The organism is Kribbella sp. NPDC049227 (assembly GCF_043197265.1).
Lineage (GTDB): Bacteria > Actinomycetota > Actinomycetes > Propionibacteriales > Kribbellaceae > Kribbella.
Genome location: NZ_JBICST010000010.1, coordinates 64,827 through 84,813 on the forward strand (window position 1 = coordinate 64,827; position 19,987 = coordinate 84,813).

Annotated in this window: 21 protein-coding genes; 14 read left to right on the forward strand and 7 right to left on the reverse strand. The window is 69.0% G+C overall.

The genetic code is table 11. The features are described 5' to 3' along the window. Positions 1-8 precede the first annotated feature (8 nt). Positions 9-434, forward strand: coding sequence for a ribulose bisphosphate carboxylase small subunit (locus ACGFH6_RS39680; RefSeq protein ID WP_393395299.1), 426 nt, complete (start codon positions 9-11; stop codon positions 432-434). A gap of 3 nt (positions 435-437) precedes the next feature. Beyond that, positions 438-1,406, forward strand: a complete 969-nt coding sequence (locus tag ACGFH6_RS39685) for an AAA family ATPase (protein ID WP_393395302.1) — start codon at positions 438-440, stop codon at positions 1,404-1,406. Here the strand turns inward: ACGFH6_RS39685 and ACGFH6_RS39690 are convergent. Continuing rightward, on the reverse strand, positions 1,400-2,053 hold the full coding sequence (locus ACGFH6_RS39690; RefSeq protein WP_393395305.1) for a hypothetical protein: 654 nt from the start codon (positions 2,051-2,053) through the stop codon (positions 1,400-1,402). The two genes, ACGFH6_RS39685 and ACGFH6_RS39690, sit on opposite strands and share 7 nt — an antisense overlap. Positions 2,054-2,199: 146 nt before the next feature. Here ACGFH6_RS39690 and ACGFH6_RS39695 point away from each other — a divergent pair, with 146 nt between their 5' ends. Beyond that, positions 2,200-2,541 (forward strand): BlaI/MecI/CopY family transcriptional regulator, encoded by a 342-nt coding sequence (locus ACGFH6_RS39695; protein WP_393395308.1) that lies wholly within the window; start codon positions 2,200-2,202, stop codon positions 2,539-2,541. Positions 2,542-2,545: 4 nt separating this feature from the next. Further along, a complete protein-coding gene (locus tag ACGFH6_RS39700) occupies positions 2,546-2,965 on the forward strand; it encodes a cupin domain-containing protein (protein WP_393395311.1) in 420 nt (139 codons plus the stop codon). Between the two features lie 4 nt (positions 2,966-2,969). Here ACGFH6_RS39700 and ACGFH6_RS39705 read toward each other — a convergent pair whose 3' ends face one another. The 3 genes from ACGFH6_RS39705 to ACGFH6_RS39715 form a co-directional block, all read right to left on the reverse strand. Next, positions 2,970-3,665, reverse strand: a complete 696-nt coding sequence (locus ACGFH6_RS39705; protein WP_393395314.1) for a DUF4386 family protein — start codon at positions 3,663-3,665, stop codon at positions 2,970-2,972. Between the two features lie 126 nt (positions 3,666-3,791). Continuing rightward, positions 3,792-4,622: an LLM class F420-dependent oxidoreductase gene (locus ACGFH6_RS39710; protein WP_393395316.1), complete on the reverse strand. Its 831-nt coding sequence runs from the start codon at positions 4,620-4,622 to the stop codon at positions 3,792-3,794. A 107-nt stretch (positions 4,623-4,729) separates the two neighbouring features. Next, complete coding sequence (locus tag ACGFH6_RS39715) at positions 4,730-5,476, reverse strand: phosphotransferase (protein ID WP_393395319.1); 747 nt, start codon at positions 5,474-5,476, stop codon at positions 4,730-4,732. A gap of 358 nt (positions 5,477-5,834) precedes the next feature. Between ACGFH6_RS39715 and ald the strand changes: the two genes are divergently transcribed. From ald to ACGFH6_RS39750, 7 genes are all read left to right on the forward strand, one after another. Further along, on the forward strand, positions 5,835-6,950 hold the full coding sequence (gene ald, locus ACGFH6_RS39720) for an alanine dehydrogenase (protein WP_393395322.1): 1,116 nt from the start codon (positions 5,835-5,837) through the stop codon (positions 6,948-6,950). Beyond that, positions 6,947-7,879: a site-specific tyrosine recombinase XerD gene (gene xerD / locus ACGFH6_RS39725; RefSeq protein ID WP_393395977.1), complete on the forward strand. Its 933-nt coding sequence runs from the start codon at positions 6,947-6,949 to the stop codon at positions 7,877-7,879. Before ald ends, xerD begins: the two co-directional genes overlap by 4 nt. Positions 7,880-8,089: 210 nt before the next feature. Then, a complete protein-coding gene (locus ACGFH6_RS39730) occupies positions 8,090-9,100 on the forward strand; it encodes a ParA family protein (RefSeq protein WP_393395325.1) in 1,011 nt (336 codons plus the stop codon). Further along, a complete protein-coding gene (locus tag ACGFH6_RS39735) occupies positions 9,085-9,450 on the forward strand; it encodes a hypothetical protein (RefSeq protein ID WP_131356301.1) in 366 nt (121 codons plus the stop codon). The genes ACGFH6_RS39730 and ACGFH6_RS39735 overlap by 16 nt, the downstream gene beginning before the upstream one ends. Before the next feature lie 2 nt (positions 9,451-9,452). Continuing rightward, positions 9,453-10,409, forward strand: a complete 957-nt coding sequence (locus ACGFH6_RS39740) for a segregation and condensation protein A (RefSeq protein WP_393395329.1) — start codon at positions 9,453-9,455, stop codon at positions 10,407-10,409. 953 nt (positions 10,410-11,362) lie between these two features. Next, positions 11,363-13,072, forward strand: a complete 1,710-nt coding sequence (gene scpB / locus ACGFH6_RS39745; protein WP_393395332.1) for an SMC-Scp complex subunit ScpB — start codon at positions 11,363-11,365, stop codon at positions 13,070-13,072. Then, complete coding sequence (locus tag ACGFH6_RS39750; protein WP_393395335.1) at positions 13,065-13,796, forward strand: pseudouridine synthase; 732 nt, start codon at positions 13,065-13,067, stop codon at positions 13,794-13,796. The genes scpB and ACGFH6_RS39750 overlap by 8 nt, the downstream gene beginning before the upstream one ends. A 74-nt stretch (positions 13,797-13,870) precedes the next feature. Here ACGFH6_RS39750 and ACGFH6_RS39755 read toward each other — a convergent pair whose 3' ends face one another. Continuing rightward, positions 13,871-14,518 carry a DinB family protein gene (locus ACGFH6_RS39755; protein WP_393395338.1) on the reverse strand — a complete coding sequence of 216 codons (648 nt, stop codon included), beginning with the start codon at positions 14,516-14,518 and terminating at the stop codon, positions 13,871-13,873. 277 nt (positions 14,519-14,795) lie between these two features. Between ACGFH6_RS39755 and pafA the strand changes: the two genes are divergently transcribed. Both pafA and ACGFH6_RS39765 read left to right on the forward strand, forming a co-directional pair. After that, positions 14,796-16,157: a Pup--protein ligase gene (gene pafA / locus ACGFH6_RS39760; protein ID WP_360446427.1), complete on the forward strand. Its 1,362-nt coding sequence runs from the start codon at positions 14,796-14,798 to the stop codon at positions 16,155-16,157. A 167-nt stretch (positions 16,158-16,324) separates the two neighbouring features. After that, entirely contained in the window at positions 16,325-17,290 is a 966-nt protein-coding gene (locus tag ACGFH6_RS39765; RefSeq protein WP_393395342.1) for an FKBP-type peptidyl-prolyl cis-trans isomerase, read from the forward strand. 53 nt (positions 17,291-17,343) lie between these two features. On the opposite strand, the gene ACGFH6_RS39770 is transcribed toward ACGFH6_RS39765, so the two are convergent. Then, positions 17,344-17,790 carry a hypothetical protein gene (locus ACGFH6_RS39770; protein ID WP_393395345.1) on the reverse strand — a complete coding sequence of 149 codons (447 nt, stop codon included), beginning with the start codon at positions 17,788-17,790 and terminating at the stop codon, positions 17,344-17,346. Positions 17,791-17,821: 31 nt separating this feature from the next. Beyond that, positions 17,822-18,922: a DUF3866 family protein gene (locus tag ACGFH6_RS39775; RefSeq protein ID WP_393395348.1), complete on the reverse strand. Its 1,101-nt coding sequence runs from the start codon at positions 18,920-18,922 to the stop codon at positions 17,822-17,824. Between the two features lie 87 nt (positions 18,923-19,009). Between ACGFH6_RS39775 and ACGFH6_RS39780 the strand changes: the two genes are divergently transcribed. Beyond that, complete coding sequence (locus tag ACGFH6_RS39780) at positions 19,010-19,963, forward strand: helix-turn-helix transcriptional regulator (RefSeq protein ID WP_393395351.1); 954 nt, start codon at positions 19,010-19,012, stop codon at positions 19,961-19,963. Positions 19,964-19,987: the final 24 nt, after the last annotated feature.

The window sequence follows — 19,987 nt, forward strand, 5'->3', positions numbered from 1 at the left end:
GCACGATCATGCAACTGCGTCACGGGACCTTCTCCTACCTGCCCGCCCTGACCGACGACGAGATCGCCGACCAGATCCGCTACGCCCTGCGCAACGGCTGGCCGGTCTCGGTGGAGTACACCGACGACCCGCACCCGCGCAACGTCTACTGGGAGATGTGGGGGCTGCCGCTGTTCGACCTGGACGAGCCCGACGGTGTCCTTGCCCAGATCAACGAGTGCCGGGCGACGTACCCGAACCACTACGTCCGGGTGCTCGCGTACGACGCGAGCCTCGGCCGGCAGACCACTGCCATGCACTTCATCGTCCAGACGCCCGCCGAGGAGCCAGGATTCCTGCTCTCCCGGGTCGAGGGGCCGGACCGGACCCAGCGCTACGCCCTCTCGTCGTACGCCACGACGCGACCGGCCGGAGCGCGCTACGGGGACGGGTGACGGATGGACACGCCGAAGGGCTTCGGTGTCCCTCGCCCGGTTCCGGAGGCGGCCGCCGAGGTCGTGGAACCGGAGGTGCTGACGGACGACGTCGAGCTCGACCTTTCGGTCGACGAGGCCGCGGCCAGGGTCGAGGAGACCCTGGCCGCCCTCGACGCGGAGCTGGTCGGGCTCGCCCCGGTCAAGCGCCGGGTCCGCGAGATCGCCTCGCTCCTGCTGGTGGACCGCGCACGTCGTCAGTTCGGGCTGACGTCGTCGCGGCCCACGCTGCACATGAGCTTCACCGGTGGACCCGGGACCGGGAAGACGACGGTGGCGCTGCGGATGGCCGCGATCCTGCACGCGCTCGGGTACATCCGTGCGCCGCGGGTGCACACCGTCACCCGCGACGATCTGGTCGGTCAGTTCATCGGCCACACCGCGCCGAAGACGAAGGAGGCGATCGCCCGGGCGGCCGGTGGGGTGCTGTTCATCGACGAGGCCTACTACCTGTTCCGGCCCGACAACGAACGCGACTACGGGCAGGAGGTGATCGAGATCCTGCTGACCGAGATGGAGAACGAGCGGGGTGACCTGGTCGTCATCTTCGCCGGCTACCCGGACCGGATGGCGACGTTCTTCTCGGCCAACCCCGGCCTGAGTTCGCGGGTCCCGCACCACATCGGCTTCGACGACTACAACCACACCGAACTCGTGCAGATCGCCGACCTGATGCTGACGTCGGAGAACTTCCGTTTCGACGACGCCGCGCAGTCCGCGTTCTCGGAGTACCTGACCAAGCGGATGCGACGGCCTCGGTTCTCCAACGCCCGCAGCGTTCGCAACGCGATCGAGCGGTCCCGCCTCCGGCAGGCCCGGCGCCTGGTCGAGCTCCGGCGCCCGTTGCGTAAGGAGGATCTGATCACGCTGACGGCGGAGGATATCTACGGCAGCAGCGTGTTCCTGGCGGAGACGGCCGGCGAGGCTCAGTAGGGCGTGCCGGTCTGCCACCGGCGGGGAAGTGTGTCCAATGCCCGGCGGCCGGCCGGCTTCGCCCGTCGGCTCGGCGCGGCGGACGTCACCCGGCCTTCGACCTCGTCCCAGAGCGCGTCGAGTTTCGCCCAGACCACGCGCGTGCAGTAGCCCGGAAGGCCGGTATGTGGCAGGTGTGGGTGCGGCCGGCTCGGCGAGGTGGCGATCGCCCGCGTGAACCGTTCGCACAGGCGGGTGTCATCGCCGGACTCGAGATGCTCGGCGAGCATCGCCGCGAGACGGCGCTCGGCGGCGATGGTGCGGGCGAGGTGAGTGCGGACCCCGGCCCACACCGAAGCCCACGGCATGTTGACTGTCTGGGCTTGGCCGTACTCCTTCGCCTTGGCCTTCACCAGCATCAGTTCCAGGCGCCGGATCGCCCGCAGGTGGTCGCGGACCTCGGCCCGGCCGGCCGGGAGATGCTTCGCGATCGACGGAAGCAGAACGCGGGTGGCCGCGGCCGTGTGGCGGCTGGCTTCGGCGAGGAACCTGTCGGTGTTCATCCGGGCCTCGCCGGGCTGGGCGGGGGACCCGCGATGTGCGGCGGTCTGCAGCAGCTTCAGCAGAGCGGCGTGGCGTTCTTCGACTTCACTCAAGAGTGTTCGCATCGGTGCACCTCGCGAGCTGGGGGCTGGGAGCACCGAGTCTCCGGGGCCGTTCACAAGCGCACAAGGCTGATCTTCGGCTCACCCCCGCACTCACCCGTCCGGCGGAAGGGAGGCGGGGAGAACGCTTGTAGATGTAGGTGGTGGACATGAGGATCAGACGCGGCGCGGGCGAACTCGAGGGTGCGGTACTCGCCACGTTGTGGGCCGCCGAGCGACCGTTGTCGCCGGTCGAAGTACATGCCGCGATGGCCGGCGACCTCGCCTACACCACGGTTCACACCATCCTGACCCGGCTTGGCCGCAAGCGCCTGGTCGCCCGCGTGCAGGCCCGCTATCACCCGACCAAGGACGCCGCGGAACTCGTGGCGGAGCAGATGCGCGCGGCGCTGGAACTCGGAGCGGATCAGGCCGAGGTCCTCCGGCGCTTCGTCCGGTCGCTGGACGGAGCCGACCTGGCCGCGGTGCGAGCCTTGCTGGCCCGAGAATGAACGCATGGACAAGCCTGCGTTGGCGGATGTGCTGGGCCTGGAGTCTCACCCCGAGGGTGGGTGGTACCGGGAGACCTGGCGGTCGGAGGTGGAGTTCGAGCCCGAGGGGTACGGCGGAACGCGCCACAGCGCGACCGCGATCTATTTCCTGCTAGCGTCGGGAGAAGAGTCGCGATGGCACCAGGTGCGCTCGGCGGAGATCTGGCTCTGGCACTCGGGTGGCCCGTTGACCCTCGAGTACGGCGACACCCCGGAAACCGCCGAGGCGGTCACCCTGGGACCGGACGTGCGCGCCGGCCAGCAACCCCAGGTGGTGATCCCACCCAACGCGTGGCAAGCGGCACGTCCGGCCGGCGACGAACCGGTCCTGGTGTCCTGTGTGGTCTCACCAGGGTTCGACTTCGCGGATTTCAGGATGCTCTAGGCACTCAGGTCTGCGGTACGGCGGCCTCGCCGGTGGTCACCTCCGGAAGGTGTTCGCGCACCATGTAGCCGCCGGCGCAGACCAGCCAGACCGACGACAGCAGCAACGGGACCGTGGTCATCAAGGTGCCACCGGCAACGAACGTGCCGTCGGAGACGAACACCCCGAAGGCACCGGCGAACGACACCACGGCGGCCAGCAGGGCCAGGTACCCGAGCCAGTTCGGCATCAGCCGGGTCCGCAGTACGCCGATGCCGGCGGCGGCCAACGGCAGCGCGGCCGCGAAGCCGATCATCGTCGACATCACCGCGGTCACCTCGAACAGCATCAAGGAGAAACCGGCGTCCCGGCCGTCGACGCCGAAGGCGGTCGCGCCGGTGAGGGCGGCGTTCACGAAGATCGCGCTACCGACCAGCACCGAGCCGGCCAGCAGGGCGAGGTGGACGTCACTGCGTTCGGCCCGCTCCCGCATCGCCTCGGCGAACGCGGCGGCGAACCAGATGATCAACCCCGCCGCAGCGCACCACATCAGCGAGCCGATCAGGATCGAGTTCCGGTGGTCGGTCAGCCAGCCGGTGATCGTTCCGTCCGAATCGCCGACCGTCGGAGGGGTGCCGGGCAGGAATCTGCCCAGGAGAGCCAGGACGACGAAGGCCAGTCCGGCGAAGCCGCCCCAACGCAACTCATGTCGCTCAGTCATGGGGAAACACCTCCACAGCGCACCGCACGATGTGGTGCGTCTACTGCCGATGTTCCCTCGTTCCGGCAGGGATTCAAGGGGTGCCGTCCGGCGAACAGGCGCGTCGTCGGACGGCTCCGCCGACCCCTATCCGAGAACCGTTGCCAACGCCTCGTACCCGGGCAGCAGATCGACCCCCTCAGGCCCCAGCAACTGGATCGCGACGTGGTCCGCACCGGCCTCCAGATGTGCGTTCAGACCCTCCGCGACCTCCACCGCCGAACCGTGCAGCACCATCGCGTCGACCAACCGGTCGCTGCCGCCGTCGGCGATGTCGTCGTCGGTGAACCCGAACCGCTTGAAGTTCGAGGTGTAGTTGCTCAACTGCAGGTACGACGCCAGCCGGTCGCGAGCCGTGGACCGCGCGATCTCGTCGTCGGTCTCCAGCACGATCATCTGCTCCGGCGCGAGCAGCACCCCGCCGCCGAGGGTCCGGCGCGCTTCGCGGGTGTGCTCCGGCGTCGTCAGATACGGCAGCGCGCCGGCAGTCCGGCTGCCCGACAGTTGCAGCACCTTCGGGCCGAGCGCGGCCAGCGCTCGCCGGTCGGCCGGCACCTTCGCGTCGTCCAGCTCGTCGAGGTAGCTCACGATCGTCTCGTACGGCGACCGGTACTCGCCGGTCCGCTCCCGGTGGCCGATGCCGACCCCGAGCAGGAACCGCCCCGGATGCTCGTCCTCCAGGCGGTGGTACGACGCCCCGACCTCGGCCGCCGGCGACTTCCACATGTTCACGATGCTGGTGCCGACAGCAACCGAACTCGTTGATGCGAGCAACACTTCCGCGTCGCGCAGGTCCGCCTCGGGCGAGGCCCCCAGCCACAGGGTGCCGTACCCGGCCTGCTCCAGCCCGGCCGCCAGTTCCGGGCCCCAGTGCGGCGATCCGTGCCAGACCCCGAACCGTCCCAGTTCGACCGCCACGTCGTTCTCCTCTCGTCGACCGATCTTAGAGGGCAACCCGGGGCGGGCGGGCTCCACGGACAAGCATCCCCGACGACGCGGAGGGGGCGTCAATGATGGTTGTCACGTCAAAGGTGGGCGGCGATCTCCGGGACCCGTCGCTGGAGGTCCTTCAACCGGTGTTCGGTGCGCTCGGGTTCGCCGACGGTCGCGAGGTTGAGCATGCCCGGATCGCCGGCCAGTTGACCGGCGCGGATGACGCGAGCAGACCGTTGCGCGCGCAACGGAGCGCCCTCGAGGATCTGCAGTGGCGTGAACACGTCACCGCCGTACGCCTCGGCCATCAGCCGCAGCCGGGCGGCCTGGTAGGCGGGGTCCATCGGTATCGCGAGTGGCGCTGTGTTCCAGGCGGTGAACGCGATGTCGTCCAGCGGTACACCCGGGCCGGCCATGTCCCAGTCGATCACGCCGCTGAAGCCGTCCTCGGTGCCGATCCAGTTGTAGTACCCGTAGTCGTGCATGCAGATGATCTGGCCGGCCGGGAGTTCACCGCGGCTCGTTCGCCAGACGACCTCGCCCACAGGCCGGTACGACGCGACTACACGGTGGTACCGCGCGAGCCAGCGCATCGCGTCGGCCAGCACGTCGTCGGGCACCTCAGGGCCGTACGACGTACCCGGCAGGAAGTCGAGGATCTCGCGTCCGCTGTCGTCGAAACCGTGCACCCGCGGTACGCCGGTCAGCCCGGCGGCAGCCAGGTGGTCGAGCAGTCCATGAACGGCCGGCGTCCACGGCCCGGTGGCCCGCCGCACCGTGTCGCCGACGCGGACGGCACCACCGACGTTGCCGCCCGGCAGAGCGATCTCATGCTCCATGTCACGACCTTCCAACAGGCGTTTCAATTGGGGGACCGGAAGAGCACGGAAGCCGGCTCTTCCGGGCAGTGCAAAACTGGCGTTAAGACAGAAATGGAGATTGCGTCAAGATTGCGCAAAGCCTGCGGGCAAAGGGATTCCGGCGTAAACGTCACGGGTTGCCACGGCGTCGTACAAGAGTGTAACCGAACCGCCGGGCAACGATTCAGCGAGTCGTGTCACGATCAGACCATCCGATCAGGTGGTATGAACTTCGCGGGCTTACACTCGGCAGCGACCTGGCAGCACACCCCTCACCGCCGGGCCGCGGACACAACGACGTGGGCCGCACACCTGGAATGTGAAAGAAGGGCGAGTTGTGAAGGTCGGAGTTCCGAAGGAAGTCAAGAACCACGAGTACCGGGTGGCCATCACCCCGGCCGGTGTGCACGAGTTCGTGCGCAGCGGGCACGAGGTTCTGATCGAGCGGGATGCGGGGGCCGGTTCGCTGATCCCCGATGACGAGTTCGTGGCGGCCGGGGCACGGATCCTGCCGACCGCGGACGACGTCTGGGCCGAGGCCGAGCTGGTGCTCAAGGTGAAGGAGCCGGTGGCCGAGGAGTACCACCGGATGCGCAAGGACCAGGTCCTGTTCACCTACCTGCACCTGGCCGCCAGCCGCGACTGCACCGACGCGCTGCTGACGTCGGGGATCACCGGTATCGCGTACGAGACGGTCCAGCTCTCGGACGGGTCGCTGCCGCTGCTCGCCCCGATGAGCGAGGTGGCCGGCCGGCTCGCTCCGCAGGCCGGTGCCTACCACCTGATGCGCAGCGGCGGTGGCCGCGGTGTGCTGATGGGTGGCGTCTCCGGTGTGCACCCGGCACGGGTCGTGATCATCGGCGCGGGAGTCGCCGGGATGAACGCGGCCGCGATCGCCCTCGGCATGCAGGCGCAGGTGCAGTTGTTCGACCGCAACATCGCGCGGCTGCGCGAGGCCGACCGGATCTACCAGGGGCACCTGCTGACGATCGCCGCGAACGCGTTCGAGATCGAGAAGGCCGTGCTCGAGGCGGACCTGGTGATCGGCGCGGTGCTGGTTCCGGGGGCGAAGGCACCGAAGCTGGTCAGCAACGACATGGTCAGCCGGATGAAGCCGGGCAGCGTGCTCGTCGACATCGCCATCGACCAGGGCGGCTGCTTCGAGGACTCGCACCCGACGACCCACGCCGACCCCGTGTACCAGGTCCACGACTCGTTGTTCTACTGCGTCGCGAACATGCCCGGCGCAGTCCCGAACACCTCGACGTACGCACTCACCAACGTGACCCTGCCGTACGCCGTCGAGCTGGCGAACCTGGGCTGGCGGGAAGCGCTGAAGCGCGACCACAGCCTCGCGCTCGGTCTGAACACCTTCGACGGTCAGGTCACCTACGGCCCGGTCGCCGAGGCGCACAACCTGCCGCAGCAGAAGCTCGACGAGGTGCTGGTCTGAGCATCGGCCGGGCGGTCAGCGCGTACCTGGACCACCTCACGGTCGAGCGCGGCCTGGCCGCGAACACCCTGGCGTCGTACCGGCGTGACCTGCGCCGGTACGACGGTTACCTCGCCGCGGCCGGGATCGACGATCTCGGTCGCGTCACCGAGGCCGTGGTGAGCGACTTCCTGATGCGGCTGCGGGAGGGGGACGCGGACCACCCGCCGCTCACCGCATCGAGTGCGGGCCGCACTCTGGTCGCCGTCCGGGGGTTTCACCGGTTCTGTCTGCGTGAAGGGCTGACCACGGTGGATCCGGCGGCCGCGGTGAAGCCGCCGGCGCCACCGCAGCGGTTGCCCAAGGCACTCTCCGTCGACGAGGTCACGCGCATCCTCGCCGCGGCCGCGGGAGCCGAAGCGGAACCCGCCGTACTCGCAACCCGGGACGCGGCGCTGCTGGAGTTTCTCTACGGGACCGGCGCCCGCATCTCCGAGGCGGTCGGACTGGACGTCGACGACATCGATCTCGAAACCGGTGCGGTGCTGTTGCGCGGCAAGGGCAGCAAGGAGCGGGTCGTCCCGGTCGGGTCCTACGCCCGCGACGCGTTGTCGGCGTACCAGGTCCGTGGACGTCCGGATCTGGTGCAGCGCGGGCGAGGTACGCCGGCGCTGTTCCTCAACGCGCGAGGCGGCCGGCTGTCGCGGCAGAGTGCATGGACCGTACTGCGCCGGGCCGCACAGCGCGCGGGGATCGCGAAGGAGATCTCACCGCACACGCTGCGCCACTCCTTCGCCACCCACCTGCTGGACGGCGGCGCCGACGTCCGCGTGGTCCAGGAGCTCCTCGGCCACGCGTCCGTCACGACCACGCAGGTCTACACCCTGGTCACTGTCGACAAACTCCGTGAGGTCTACGCGACGTCACATCCGCGTGCGCTGTCGTCGTGAGCCTCCGGCGCCGTCGACCCGATGCGGTGGTTCCAGGGACGGTGTGCGATCATCTGACTACGGTTGGTCATCCTGGCGCGGTGATCGACCGCGTCTGGAGGCATGTCGACAAACCACCCCACCCCGGTGCGGAGTGGCTGGTTGAGAGTGCTTGAATGCACGCTTACAGTCGCTGGGATCGCCCGTATCGGTTGAAAGGTTTGACGAGTCATGAACGAGTCGACATTCCCGGGCACCGAGCAGCTGCCGCCGCCTGCCCAACCGATCGCGCCGCAGCGGAATCTGACCGTACCCGACAACTATGCGGAGATGCCCAGGCCGACGGCCAAGCTCACCGCGGAGGACATCGCACCTGTGACTGATGCGCACGGCCCGAGGAACAAGATCGGGCCGACCGGCCGGCCACTGCCGGACCTGCCGGTACCGCAGCGGCCGGACAAGACCGGGCCGGCCCAGGTCATCGCGATGTGCAACCAGAAGGGTGGCGTGGGCAAGACCACCACCACGATCAACCTCGGCGCGGCGATCGCCGAGACCGGGCGCAAGGTGCTGCTGATCGACTTCGACCCGCAGGGGTCCGCCTCGATCGGCCTCGGCGTCCAGCCGCACGACCTGGAGCTGTCGGTCTACAACCTGCTGATGCAGCGCGACATCACCCCGAACGAGGTGATCCGGCCGACCCGAGTGGAGAACCTCGACCTGCTGCCGGCCAACATCGACCTGTCCGCGGCCGAGGTGCAGCTGGTCCAGGAGGTCGCCCGGGAGTACACCCTGCAGCGGGTGCTCGAACCGATCATCCCCAACTACGACGTGATCCTGATCGACTGCGCACCGTCGCTCGGTCTGCTCACGGTGAACGCGCTGACCGCGTCGAACGGCATCGTCGTACCGCTGGAGTGCGAGTTCTTCGCGCTGCGCGGCCTGGCCATGCTGACCGACACGATCGGCAAGGTGCAGGACCGGCTCAACCCGAAGCTGGAGATCGTCGGCATCCTCGGCACCATGTTCGACGGGCGTACGACGCACGCCCGGGAGGTCCTCGACCGGGTGGTCCAGGCCTTCGACGAACGCGTCTTCCACACCGTCATCCGGCGTACCGTGAAGTTCCCCGAGACCACGGTCGTCGGCGAGCCCATCACGACGTACGCCCCGTCCTCGTCCGCGGCCACGCAGTACCGCGATCTTGCCAAGGAGGTGCTGGCGCGTTGTCCCGCCGGGTGAGCCTGCCAGGTGCCAGTGAACTCTTCGGGGGTGCGGCACCGAAGCAGACCAGACCCGAGAAGCGCACCACCACAGACAGCCCGACGCCGGCCGGAGTCCGGTCGCGCACGGCTGTCGTCGACGACCGCAAGTCCAGCGGTCGGATCCGGCACGACACGAAGATCACCGTGTACGTGACGGAGGAGGAGCTGATCGGCCTGGAGAAGACCAGACTCGCGTTGCGCGAGGAGCACGGCCTGAACGCCGATCGCGGCCGGATCGTCCGGGAGGCGATCGACGTGCTGCTGGCCGACTTCGTCGACCACGGACCGGACTCGGTGCTGGTACGGCGGCTCAAGGCCTCGGAGTGACCGTGGCGCGGGACTCGCTGCCTCTCGACCTGGGCGCGGACGACGCTGCCCCGGCTGTTGCCGAGGGCAAGGGGTTCAGCGTTCACCTGGTCAACTTCGAGGGGCCGTTCGACCTGCTGCTGCAGCTGATCAGCAAGCACAAGCTCGACATCACCGAGATCGCCCTCTCGGTCATCACCGACGACTTCATCGCGCACATCAAGGCGCTCGGGTCGGAGTGGGACCTGGACCAGACGTCGGAGTTCCTGCTGATCGCGGCGACGCTACTGGACCTGAAGGCGGCGCGGTTGCTGCCGAAGGGCGAGGTCGAGGACGACGAGGACCTGGCGCTGCTCGAGGCCCGGGATCTGTTGTTCGCGCGGTTGCTGCAGTACCGCGCGTTCAAGCAGATCGCGGCGTTGATACAGGACCGGATGGCGAAGGAGTCGCGTCGCTTCCCGCGGGCGGTCGGGGTGGAGCCGCGGTTCGCCGAACTGCTGCCCGAGGTGCTCCTGGGGATCGATCCGGCCGGGCTGGCCGCGCTGGCTGCTCGTGCGCTGGCTCCGAAGGACAACCTGCCGGAGGGTGTGTCGCTGGCGCACCTGCACGCGCCGACGGTCACCGTCCGCGAGCAGGCCATCGTCATCGTCGACCGCCTCCGCCGGCAGCGCAGCACCACGTTCCGTGCGCTGGTCGCCGACTCGCCTGACACCGTCACGACTGTCTGCCGCTTCCTGGCGTTGCTGGAACTCTTCCGCGAAGCCGCCGTCGCCTTCGACCAGGTCACCCCGCTCGGCGAACTCACCATTCGCTGGACCGGCACCGACGAAGGCGAGATCGACGTCAGCGACGAGTTCGACGAACTCCACCCACCCGACCCCGAAGACGGTGAGGCCCCCGCAGTCGAAGACGACCCCGACTTCCTCGAACCCGCCGAACCCCCCACCGACCAAGAACCAACCGAGACGGTGACCCCGTGACCAACCCCCAAGACCCCACCCTGGCCACCGCCTCCACCCCAACCGATCCCACCAACAACGGTGCAACCGCGGAGCCCACCCACCCGGCCGCATTCACGGAAGCCGAGGAAACGGCAGCCGCGGCACCCACCCCCGAGGCCAGCGGCGCGGAAGGCGAGGACGACCCCGCAACCGCAGCAGCTGAAGCCACGGAGGACGACGTGGTGGGAGAGAACGCCGCCCCGGGCGCAGGAACGGAAGCTGGGCAACCGGCAGTCGCGGCACCCACCTCCGAGGCCAGTGGTCCGGATGACGGTGACGCGTACGCCGAGGACGCTAGCCCCGCAACCGCAGCAGGTGAAGCCACGGACGGTGTCGTTGGGGAGGGCGCCGGCTCGGATGCAGGTACGCAAGCTGGGGAACCGGCAGTCGCGGCACCCACCTCCGAGGCCAGTGGTCCGGATGACGGTGACGCGTACGCCGAGGACGCCAGCCCGGCGACCGCAGCAGGTGAAGCCACGGGCGGTGTCGTTGGGGAGGGCGCCGGCTCGGATGCAGGTACGCAAGCTGGGGAAGCAACTGCTGGATCGCCCACCTCCGAGGCCAGTGGTGCGGGTGACGGTGACGCGTACGCCGAGGACGCCAGCCCCGCAACCGCAGCAGGTGAAGCCACGGACGGTGTCGTTGGGGAGGGCGCCGGCTCGGATGCAGGTACGGAAGCTGGGGAACCGGCAGCCGCGGCACCCACCTCCGAGGCCAGTGGTGCGGATGACGGTGACGCGTACGCCGAGGACGCCAGCCCGGCGACAGGAGCAGGTGGATCCACCGACGAGGGTGTGGTTGGGGATGACGCTGGCTCGGATACCGGGGACGCAGTACGTGAGGTTGCCGAGGATGTAGCGGCTGAGGTTGCTGGTGGTGACCTGGCGGGTGGGGATGAGGATTATCTGGCGCCGGGGCAGACCGAAGTGCCGGTGGGGGATGAGGTTGTTGTTGATGACGACACCATGCGGCGGGCGCTGGAAGCGATTCTGATGGTGACGGACGAGCCGTTGCCTGTGCTGACGTTGGCTCGTGCGGTCGGCCGCCCGACCGGTGACATCTCGGCAGCCTTGAACACCCTGGCCGAGGAGTACACCGAGCAAGGCCGCGGGTTCGATCTCCGTGAGGTGGGTGGCGGTTGGCGCTACTACACCCGCGTCGAGGCAGCGCCGTACGTCGAGCGCTTCGTCCTCGACGGTCAGCAAGCACGTCTGACCCAGGCCGCACTCGAGACCCTCGCGGTCGTCGCGTACAAGCAACCCGTCAGCCGGGCGCGCGTCTCCGCGATCCGTGGCGTGAACGTCGACGGGGTCATGCGCACTCTCGTAGCCCGCGGCCTGGTCGAGGAGGCCGGCGCCGACACCGAATCCCAGGCGACGCTGTACCGCACCACGACGTACTTCCTCGAGCGCATGGGCATGCAGTCCCTTGACGACCTCCCCGAACTGGCGCCGTACCTCCCCGAAATGGACGACATCGAGGAAGAACTAGCCGCCCAAACCATCCCCGCCGCACCCGACCAGCCCTCCGACGACCCCACCGACCCACCTGCAGTCGAGTCCGCCACCGTCACCACCGGAGAGCCGGACGAACCCGAGGAGCCGGACGAACCTGAGGAGCCGGGAGAGCCCGAGGAGCCGGACGAGCCCGAGGAGCCGGACGAGCCCGAGGAGCCGGAAGAGCCCGAGGAGCCGGAAGAGCCGGACGAGCCGGAGGATGAGATCCCCGCGTACGTTGACGGAGGCGAACTCGTCGAGCGTGAGCCCGAGACCGAGGCGGATCCCGGGATCGACGAGGATCTGAGCACCACCGAGGCAGCCGAGTCTGGTGACGACGCCTCGGAGGCTGGTGACGCCGCGACAGATCCGGTCGACGGATCTGCCTGGCCGTCCGCAGACGACGCGGACGCCGGGATCGACGCCGACCTGAGTCCCGCAGGCGCGGATGATCGGAACTCCGGCTACGCCGGCCAAGAGGCTCCCGACGAGCCAGGTGAGCCCGACGGCGAGGCTGCCAAAAGCTCGGCGTACGACGCCGGTCCCGCGGACGCGGGTGAGCCGCAGTCTGCGGATGAGGCCGACGCTGGGATCGACGGGGACCTGAGTTCGGCTGGCGCGGATGATCGGGACTCTGGCTATGCCGGTCAAGGGGCTTCCGACGAGTCGGGTGAGCCCGAGGGCGAGGCTGCCGCGAGTTCGGCGTACGACGTTGGTCGTGCGGACGCGGGTGAGCCGCAGTCTGCGGATGAGGCGGACGCTGGGATCGACGGGGACCTGAGTTCGGCTGGCGCGGATGATCGGGACTCTGGCCATGCCGGTCAAGGGGCTTCCGACGAGTCGGGTGAGCCCGAGGGCGAGGCTGCCGCGAGTTCGGCGTACGACGTTGGTCGCGCGGACGCGGGTGAGCCGCAGTCTGCGGATGAGGCCGACGCTGGGATCGACGGGGACCTGGACGTCGCGGAGCGCGACGAGACCGCGGACCAGGGGGAGACCCTGGACCAGGACGGGACTGCGGAGCGCGACGGGGCCTCGGGTGAGGTTGGGTGGGTGGCTGGTGGGTCGGGGGCTGGGGATGACGGGGGCGGCGAAGGCGTGAGTGGGTTGGGTTCTGGGGTGGTTGGGGTTCGTCGGTCTGATGGGTGACGACGGGGTTCGGCTGCAGAAGGTTTTGGCTCAGGCGGGGGTGGCGAGTCGGCGGAATGCCGAGTTGCTGATCGAGCAGGGGCGGGTCGAGGTCGACGGGGCGGTGGTGACCGAGTTCGGGGTGCGGGTGGATCCGGAGGTCTCGGTGATCCGGGTCGACGGGGAGCGGATCCCGCCGGTCAGTGCGCACGTGTACCTGGTGCTCAACAAGCCCCGCGGCGTCGTCACCACGATGGCGGATCCGCAGGGCCGGCCGTGTATCGCGGACTACGTGCAGGACCGGCCCGAGCGGCTGTTCCACATCGGGCGGCTCGACACCGACACCGAGGGGCTGTTGCTGCTCACCAACCACGGTGAGTTCGCGCACCGCCTGACGCATCCGTCGTACGAGGTCTCCAAGACGTACGTCGCCGAGGTCGAGGGCAACGTCAAACCGGCAGTACTCCGCACGCTCCTCGACGGGATCGAACTCGACGACGGCCCGGCGCAGGCGGACACCGTGAAGGTCGTCTCCAGCATCCGCGGCCGCACCCTGATCCAGATCAGCCTGCACGAGGGCCGCAACCGCATCGTCCGCCGCATGTTCGACGCCATCGGCCACCCGGTCAAGCGCCTCACCCGTACGGCGATCGGCCCGGTACGCCGAGGCAACCTCCACACCGGCGAACTCCGCCCCCTCGACCCCAAAGAACTAGGCCAACTCCTGGACCTCGTCGACCTCTGACCCCAGAGCGCCCGCACCGATCACCGGAAACTGTTCGTCGCTGGGTGCACCTTTGTTTCCGAAGATCGCGCTGTCTAGCGCAGAGCGAGCGCGATGAGCCGGCGGAGCGTGCGTAGTTCCGACCGCTCGTGCCAGGCGAGGCGGCGGAGGACCTTCACTGTCGTCCACACCTCGCCGTCGACCCGCCGTACCAGGTCCGCCGGCATCGAGGCGACGGTACGGCGGACATGCTCAGCTGACTTCTCCAACTCGTCAGCCAAGTTCTCCAACGGCTCCCGGTAGGGCAGACCGAGCGACGGGAGGTAGTACCGGCTCTCGGTGTCGACAATGTGCCAAGCGAGTTGCCGCACCGTCCGCCATCCGGCGAACGACGGCAGCACCCGATCAGCATCATCGAAGTCGAGCATCGCGGGGGAGCAGGACGAGATCAGGGCAACCGTCTCCCGTCGGCTCTCCTCGAGAATCTTCAACGTCGCGGCCCGTTCGGCACTCGCCGCAGGAACAAGATCCCGCTCGAACGCCTGCTCGTCGCCCACCACCCGCTCGACCACCACACACCGCAGGTCGGCTCCGAGCTCCGCACCAAGATCGCGGAGCGCCGCAGCTTCGTCGGCACCCTGCCCGCAGCGCCCCCACCGCTCGGGCTCGAAGACCCAAGCGGCTGTCCCGTCGTCCATCGCTATCTGTACGCCGGACTCGACGTACGCCCGCACGTCCGTCACCCACCGGATGCTAGCCACGAGCTCAGACACAACAGACTGCCGCTGCCCAAGCCAGTGGGCAGCGGCAGTCTCGGTTCCGTCGGTCGGCGCCCCTCAACGCCGGTCAGCAGCCCAGGAAATTGTTCAACTGTCCTACCTGCCCCGACGTCGGTCGCTTGCGGAAAGTCAGGTGCGTACGTCCGTTCGGCCGCGCTGGTTGACATCAAAGGGGTAACGCCGGGAAACGGCGCGCCTGAGACATGGCCCGGTTGTCGGAGCGGCACCGTACTGTGGGTGTGTGAACCGGCGAATCTTCGGTCTGGAGAACGAGTACGGCGTCACCTGCACCTTTCGCGGTCAGCGCCGACTGACCCCCGACGAGGTGGCGCGGTACCTGTTTCGGCGCGTCGTGTCCTGGGGGCGGAGCAGCAACGTGTTCCTCCGCAACGGGGCACGCCTCTATCTCGACGTGGGCTCCCACCCGGAGTACGCGACCGGCGAGTGCGACTCGGTCACCGACCTGATCGCGCACGACAAGGCCGGTGAGCGGATCCTCGAGGGTCTGCTCGTGGACGCACAGAAGCGGCTGCACGACGAGGGCATCTTCGGCGACGTCTACCTGTTCAAGAACAACACCGACTCGGCCGGCAACAGCTACGGCTGCCACGAGAACTACCTGGTCAGCCGGCACGGCGACTTCGCCAAGCTCGCCGACGTATTGATCCCGTTCCTGGTCACCCGGCAGCTGATCTGCGGTGCCGGCAAGGTGCTGCAGACGCCGCGCGGCGCGGTCTACTCGGTGTCGCAGCGGGCCGAGCACATCTGGGAGGGCGTCTCCAGCGCGACCACCCGGTCCCGGCCGATCATCAACACCCGCGACGAGCCGCACGCGGACGCCGAGCGGTTCCGCCGGCTGCACGTGATCGTCGGCGACTCGAACATGTCCGAGACCACGATGCTGCTGAAGGTCGCGAGCACCGACCTGGTGCTGCGGATGATCGAGGCCGGCATCGTGATGCGCGACCTCACCCTGGACAACCCGATCCGCGCGATCCGCGAGATCAGCCACGACATGACCGGCCGCCGCGAGGTCCGGCTGGCGAACGGCCGCGAGGCCAGTGCCCTCGACATCCAGACGGAGTACCTGACCAAGGCGCGCGACTTCGTCGACCGCCGCGAGCTCGGGACGCCGGCCGTCGAGCGGGCGCTGTCGCTGTGGGAGCGGACGCTGAAGGCGATCGAGTCCGGCGACCTGAGCGGGATCGAGCGCGAGATCGACTGGGTGATCAAGTACCGCCTGATCGAGCGTTACCGCCAGCAGAACAACCTCGGCCTGGCCAGCCCGCGGGTCGCCCAGCTCGACCTGGCGTACCACGACATCCACCGGCCGCGCGGGCTGTACTACCTGCTCGAGCGCAAGGGCGCGGTCACCCGGGTCGTCGACGACCTGCGCGTCTTCGAGGCGAAGTCGGTGCCGCCGCAGACCACGCGAGCGCGGCTGCGTGGCGAGTTCATCAAGCGCGCGCAGGAGCGCCGCCGGGACTTCACTGTCGACTGGGTGCACCTGAAGCTCAACGACCAGGCCCAGCGCACCGTGCTCTGCAAGGACCCGTTCAAGTCCCACGACGAGCGCGTCGAGAAACTCATCGCCAGCATGTAGTTGTCGCCTGCCTACCTCGCTGGGCCGAGTGACTGTGCGTGGCGTGACCGAACGGTGACGCGGCCGGGCGGTGGTGGGGTTGGTGGCGCAGGCTAGGGTGGGCCGCGTTGTTGCCCCCTGTGTCGAGCGGCGCGGACCGCGCCGGGATGTTTCGAGGTGCTGGTTTCGTGCGCAAGTTGTTGAGTCTGGTCGTCGTGGCAGTGCTGGGGTCCTCCCTGGTGGCCTGCGGCTCGGATAAGCCCGACTTCGGGGCGGGCGGGATCAAGGTGACCTCCGACTTCGGCCAGAAGCCGACCGTCACCCATCGCGACGGTGACCCGGAGAAGAGCCTGGTGACCGAGGTCCTCAAGGAGGGCGACGGCCCCGAGGTGAAGAAGGGCGAGCTGCTCACCGCGAACTACCTCGGCCAGATCTGGCGCGACGGCAAGGTGTTCGACAACTCCTATGACCGCGGTGCGCCGTCGTCGTTCCCGATCGGGGTCGGCGGCGTCATCGGCGGCTGGGACGAGGGCCTGGTCGGCAAGAAGATCGGCAGCCGGGTGATGCTGTCCATCCCGTCCGACAAGGGCTACAAGGAGCAGGGCAACGAGCAGGCCGGGATCAAGGGCGACGACACGCTGATCTTCGTCGTCGACCTGGTCAGCGCGGCCGGGAACGACACCCCGCTGGACGCGACGCCGGCCACCTCGGCGGCGACCAAGATCAAGATCACCGGCGGACTGAACGCGGAGCCGAAGGCGACCGTCCCGGCCGGCTTCAAGGCGCCGGCGAAGCCGGGCAAGCCGGTCGTGATCGCGCTCGGCAAGGGCAAGCCGATCGAGAAGGGCAGCCAGCTGATCACCCGGTACGTCGTCTTCGACTACGCCGGCAAGAAGCAGGCCAGCACCTGGGACGGCCAGCCCGCCACCCAGACCTCGCCGGCGCAGCCGCCGGCCCCGACCGACCAGCTCCAGGTCGGCCCCGGCCCGAACGGTCAGGCCGGTCCGGTCGACGGCCTGGCCGGTATGCCGGTCGGCAGCCGGGTCCTGATCGAGCTGCCCCCGTCGAAGGACGCCTCCGGCAAGTCCATCGCCGCCTTCGCGGTGATCGACGTGCTGAACGCGTTCCCGGCTCCGAAGCAGCAAGGCCAGTAGTCGTTCACCTCAAGGGCCGGTCTCCCCAGGTGGGGGACCGGCCCTTGGTGCGTTCAGCGGCGGAACCAGCGGGTGGTGTCGGGGTGGAAGGTCAGCGCCAGCGCAGTCACCACCGCGGTGATGTGCACACTGCGCACCACAACTGAGGCCACGAACTCCACAGACCACCGCAGCGTCGTGAAGTCTCCGCCGTCGACCAGCCAGGTCACCGGTCCATAGACGAGAGACGCGATACCGACCGTGCCCAGGAGACCGGCCAGGAGGTAGCGGGACCAGGGGACACCGTGACGGAAGAATCGGTCGATGACGACGAACAGTGCGCCGTAGATGAGGCTGCGGACGGCGATCTGCATCACCAGGGCCGACGGTGACACACCATCCGCGATCGCCCCGGCGACTCCGACCACCGACTCCGCAACCCCGGCACCGACCGCGAGCAGCCACATCAGAGTGGCCCACCGAGCGGTCAGCGGGGCTTCAGGAGCAGCGATGATTGCCATGGCTCCAGCGTGACCGCCGCAGCCGCCCGGATCAGGAGTACTGAGACCCCACTCCAGGTGGTGGCACGTCTACCAGACCCGCCGCGTGACGCCCAGCCGCCGCCGCTGCCTCGAAGTACGCGCGGTCGCCGTCGAGGTCCCGTCCCATCGTCGACAACTTCACCGGTGCGGCGCGCAGAGCGTCGTACAGGCCGTCCAGTCCGACCCGCACGACCCGGTGCCGGGCCTTCAGCGGCTCGGCCGCGTCCCGTACGGCGTCCCCGAAGTCACCAGGAAGATCGGGTACGACGACGTCCGCCGGCTGCAGGGCGACGCGGCCGTACGCCGTCAGGCTGTGGTGTGAGATCCCCCGGTGCCGCGGCCGCGGGTCCGCCTCAGAGATCCGCAGCGACGCCACCGCACGCCCGTGCAGCGTCCCGATCGCGTTGACCGCCTCACCGGACTGCACACCGGAGAACCCCCAGCGGGTCCCGGTCCCGAGGTTGCCCGGCCCCTGCGTCAGTACGACGAGCTCCGCCGCCAGCACATGTACGGCGGTCAGCAGACCGGTGTGGACCGTGACGGCCTCCCGATCGCCGCCGTACGCCTGTCCGACCGTGACAGTCCCACCCAGCCACCCGCTGTCCCGCAGCGACGCCACAGTGCGTGAGAACGCCATGGGCAGCGCCCCACCGTCCGTCATCACGTACACGACCCGTGTGGTCGGCCGTGCCTCGTACACCCCGGCCAGTACGGCGGGCAGCGCCGAATGCAGGTCCGCCACCACGACCGGCGTACCGAAGAGGTCGTCGGCGTCACGCAGTACGTCGTGGTCCGGTGAGTCCTGCTCGTCCGCGCCGAGCACCATGGTCTGCAGCGGCGTGTACCGGGCCTTCACCAGGTGACCGTGCTCCGGAGGGTCGGCCGGCAGCCGGTCCGGTACGGCGACCACCAGCGCGTAGCCGCCCGTCCCGAGGCCCTTGTCGAGCGCCCCGACGTTGAGCAGCACCCGGTCCCCGGCCTCCGGCGTACCGACCAGCTCTGGATAGGCCAGGGCGCGCACTGTCTGTTCGCCCACGGCTACCGTCAGTTCGATCGCACCTGCCCAGGCCCGTCCGATCCGCACGACCTGTCCGTCCCGCCACCGAATCACAAGGGGAGATTAGCGGGTCGAACCGGTGTTCGAAGATTTCGGTGCGGGAGGGCGGGATTTGACGCTCTCAGGCCGTAAGGTGGTCGGGTGTCGGCGCGCAAGAGTGAGCGACTGCTCAATGTGGTCATCTGCCTGCTGGTCGCGCGCACCTACGTGACCAAGGAACGCATCCGCGAGGTCGTCGAGGGGTACGCGGGCCAGACCGACGACGCCTTCGAGAAGATGTTCGAGCGAGACAAGGACGAACTGCGCGACCTCGGCATCCCGATCGAGATGGGCACGATCGACAAGTTCTTCTCCGACGAGGTCGGCTACCGGATCCGCCGGGACGTGTTCGAACTGCCCGAGGTCCACCTGGAGCCGGACGAGGCCGCCGTACTCGGCGTTGCCGCCCGCGTCTGGCAGCACGCCAGCCTGGCCGAGGCGACGACCTCCGCGGTGCTGAAGCTGAAGGCCGCCGGGATCCAGACCGACCAGTCCGCGCTGAGCGCGATCGAGCCGCATGTCGGCGCGTCAGAGCCGGCCTTCGACCCATTGTGGTCGGCGGTCGTCAGCCGGACCGTGGTGCGCTTCCAGCACCTCCGCAGCGGCGCCTCGGAGCCGACCACCCGGACCCTGGAGCCGTGGGGGATCGTCTCCTGGCACGGCCGCTGGTACGTCGTCGGCCGGGATCGCGACCGCCAGGCGACCCGGATGTTCCGGCTGTCCCGGATCGGCGGGGATGTGAAGACGGTCGGCGAGCCGGGCGCGTTCACCGTGCCCGAGGGCACCGACCTGCGTTCACTGGTGTCCGAGCTGGGTCCGCCGCGTCCGACGTCGGAGGCGAAGGTCCGCGCCCGCACCGGATCCTGTGTCAGCCTGCGCCGTCGCGCCAACGCCATCGAGCCGTACGAGGACGGCTGGGACCTGCTGCACGTCCCGTACGCCGACTCCGGCGTGCTCGCCGAGGAGATCGCGTCGTACGGCCCGGACGCGGTCGTCGAAGGCCCTGGAGACGTGCTGGACGGCGTCTTGTGGAGGCTGCGGACGGTGGCCGGATGAAGGAGCGAAGCGAGTTCATCATCA

Excerpts from the sequence above, each read along its gene's own strand:
- ACGFH6_RS39680 (WP_393395299.1), top strand. The coding sequence starts at position 9 with ATGCAACTGCGTCACGGGACCTTCTCCTACCTGCCCGCCCTGACCGAC.
- ACGFH6_RS39685 (WP_393395302.1), top strand. The coding sequence starts at position 438 with ATGGACACGCCGAAGGGCTTCGGTGTCCCTCGCCCGGTTCCGGAGGCG.
- ACGFH6_RS39690 (WP_393395305.1), bottom strand. The coding sequence starts at position 2,053 with ATGCGAACACTCTTGAGTGAAGTCGAAGAACGCCACGCCGCTCTGCTG.
- ACGFH6_RS39695 (WP_393395308.1), top strand. The coding sequence starts at position 2,200 with ATGAGGATCAGACGCGGCGCGGGCGAACTCGAGGGTGCGGTACTCGCC.
- ACGFH6_RS39700 (WP_393395311.1), top strand. The coding sequence starts at position 2,546 with ATGGACAAGCCTGCGTTGGCGGATGTGCTGGGCCTGGAGTCTCACCCC.
- ACGFH6_RS39705 (WP_393395314.1), bottom strand. The coding sequence starts at position 3,665 with ATGACTGAGCGACATGAGTTGCGTTGGGGCGGCTTCGCCGGACTGGCC.
- ACGFH6_RS39715 (WP_393395319.1), bottom strand. The coding sequence starts at position 5,476 with ATGGAGCATGAGATCGCTCTGCCGGGCGGCAACGTCGGTGGTGCCGTC.
- ACGFH6_RS39730 (WP_393395325.1), top strand. The coding sequence starts at position 8,090 with ATGAACGAGTCGACATTCCCGGGCACCGAGCAGCTGCCGCCGCCTGCC.
- ACGFH6_RS39750 (WP_393395335.1), top strand. The coding sequence starts at position 13,065 with ATGGGTGACGACGGGGTTCGGCTGCAGAAGGTTTTGGCTCAGGCGGGG.
- ACGFH6_RS39770 (WP_393395345.1), bottom strand. The coding sequence starts at position 17,790 with ATGGCAATCATCGCTGCTCCTGAAGCCCCGCTGACCGCTCGGTGGGCC.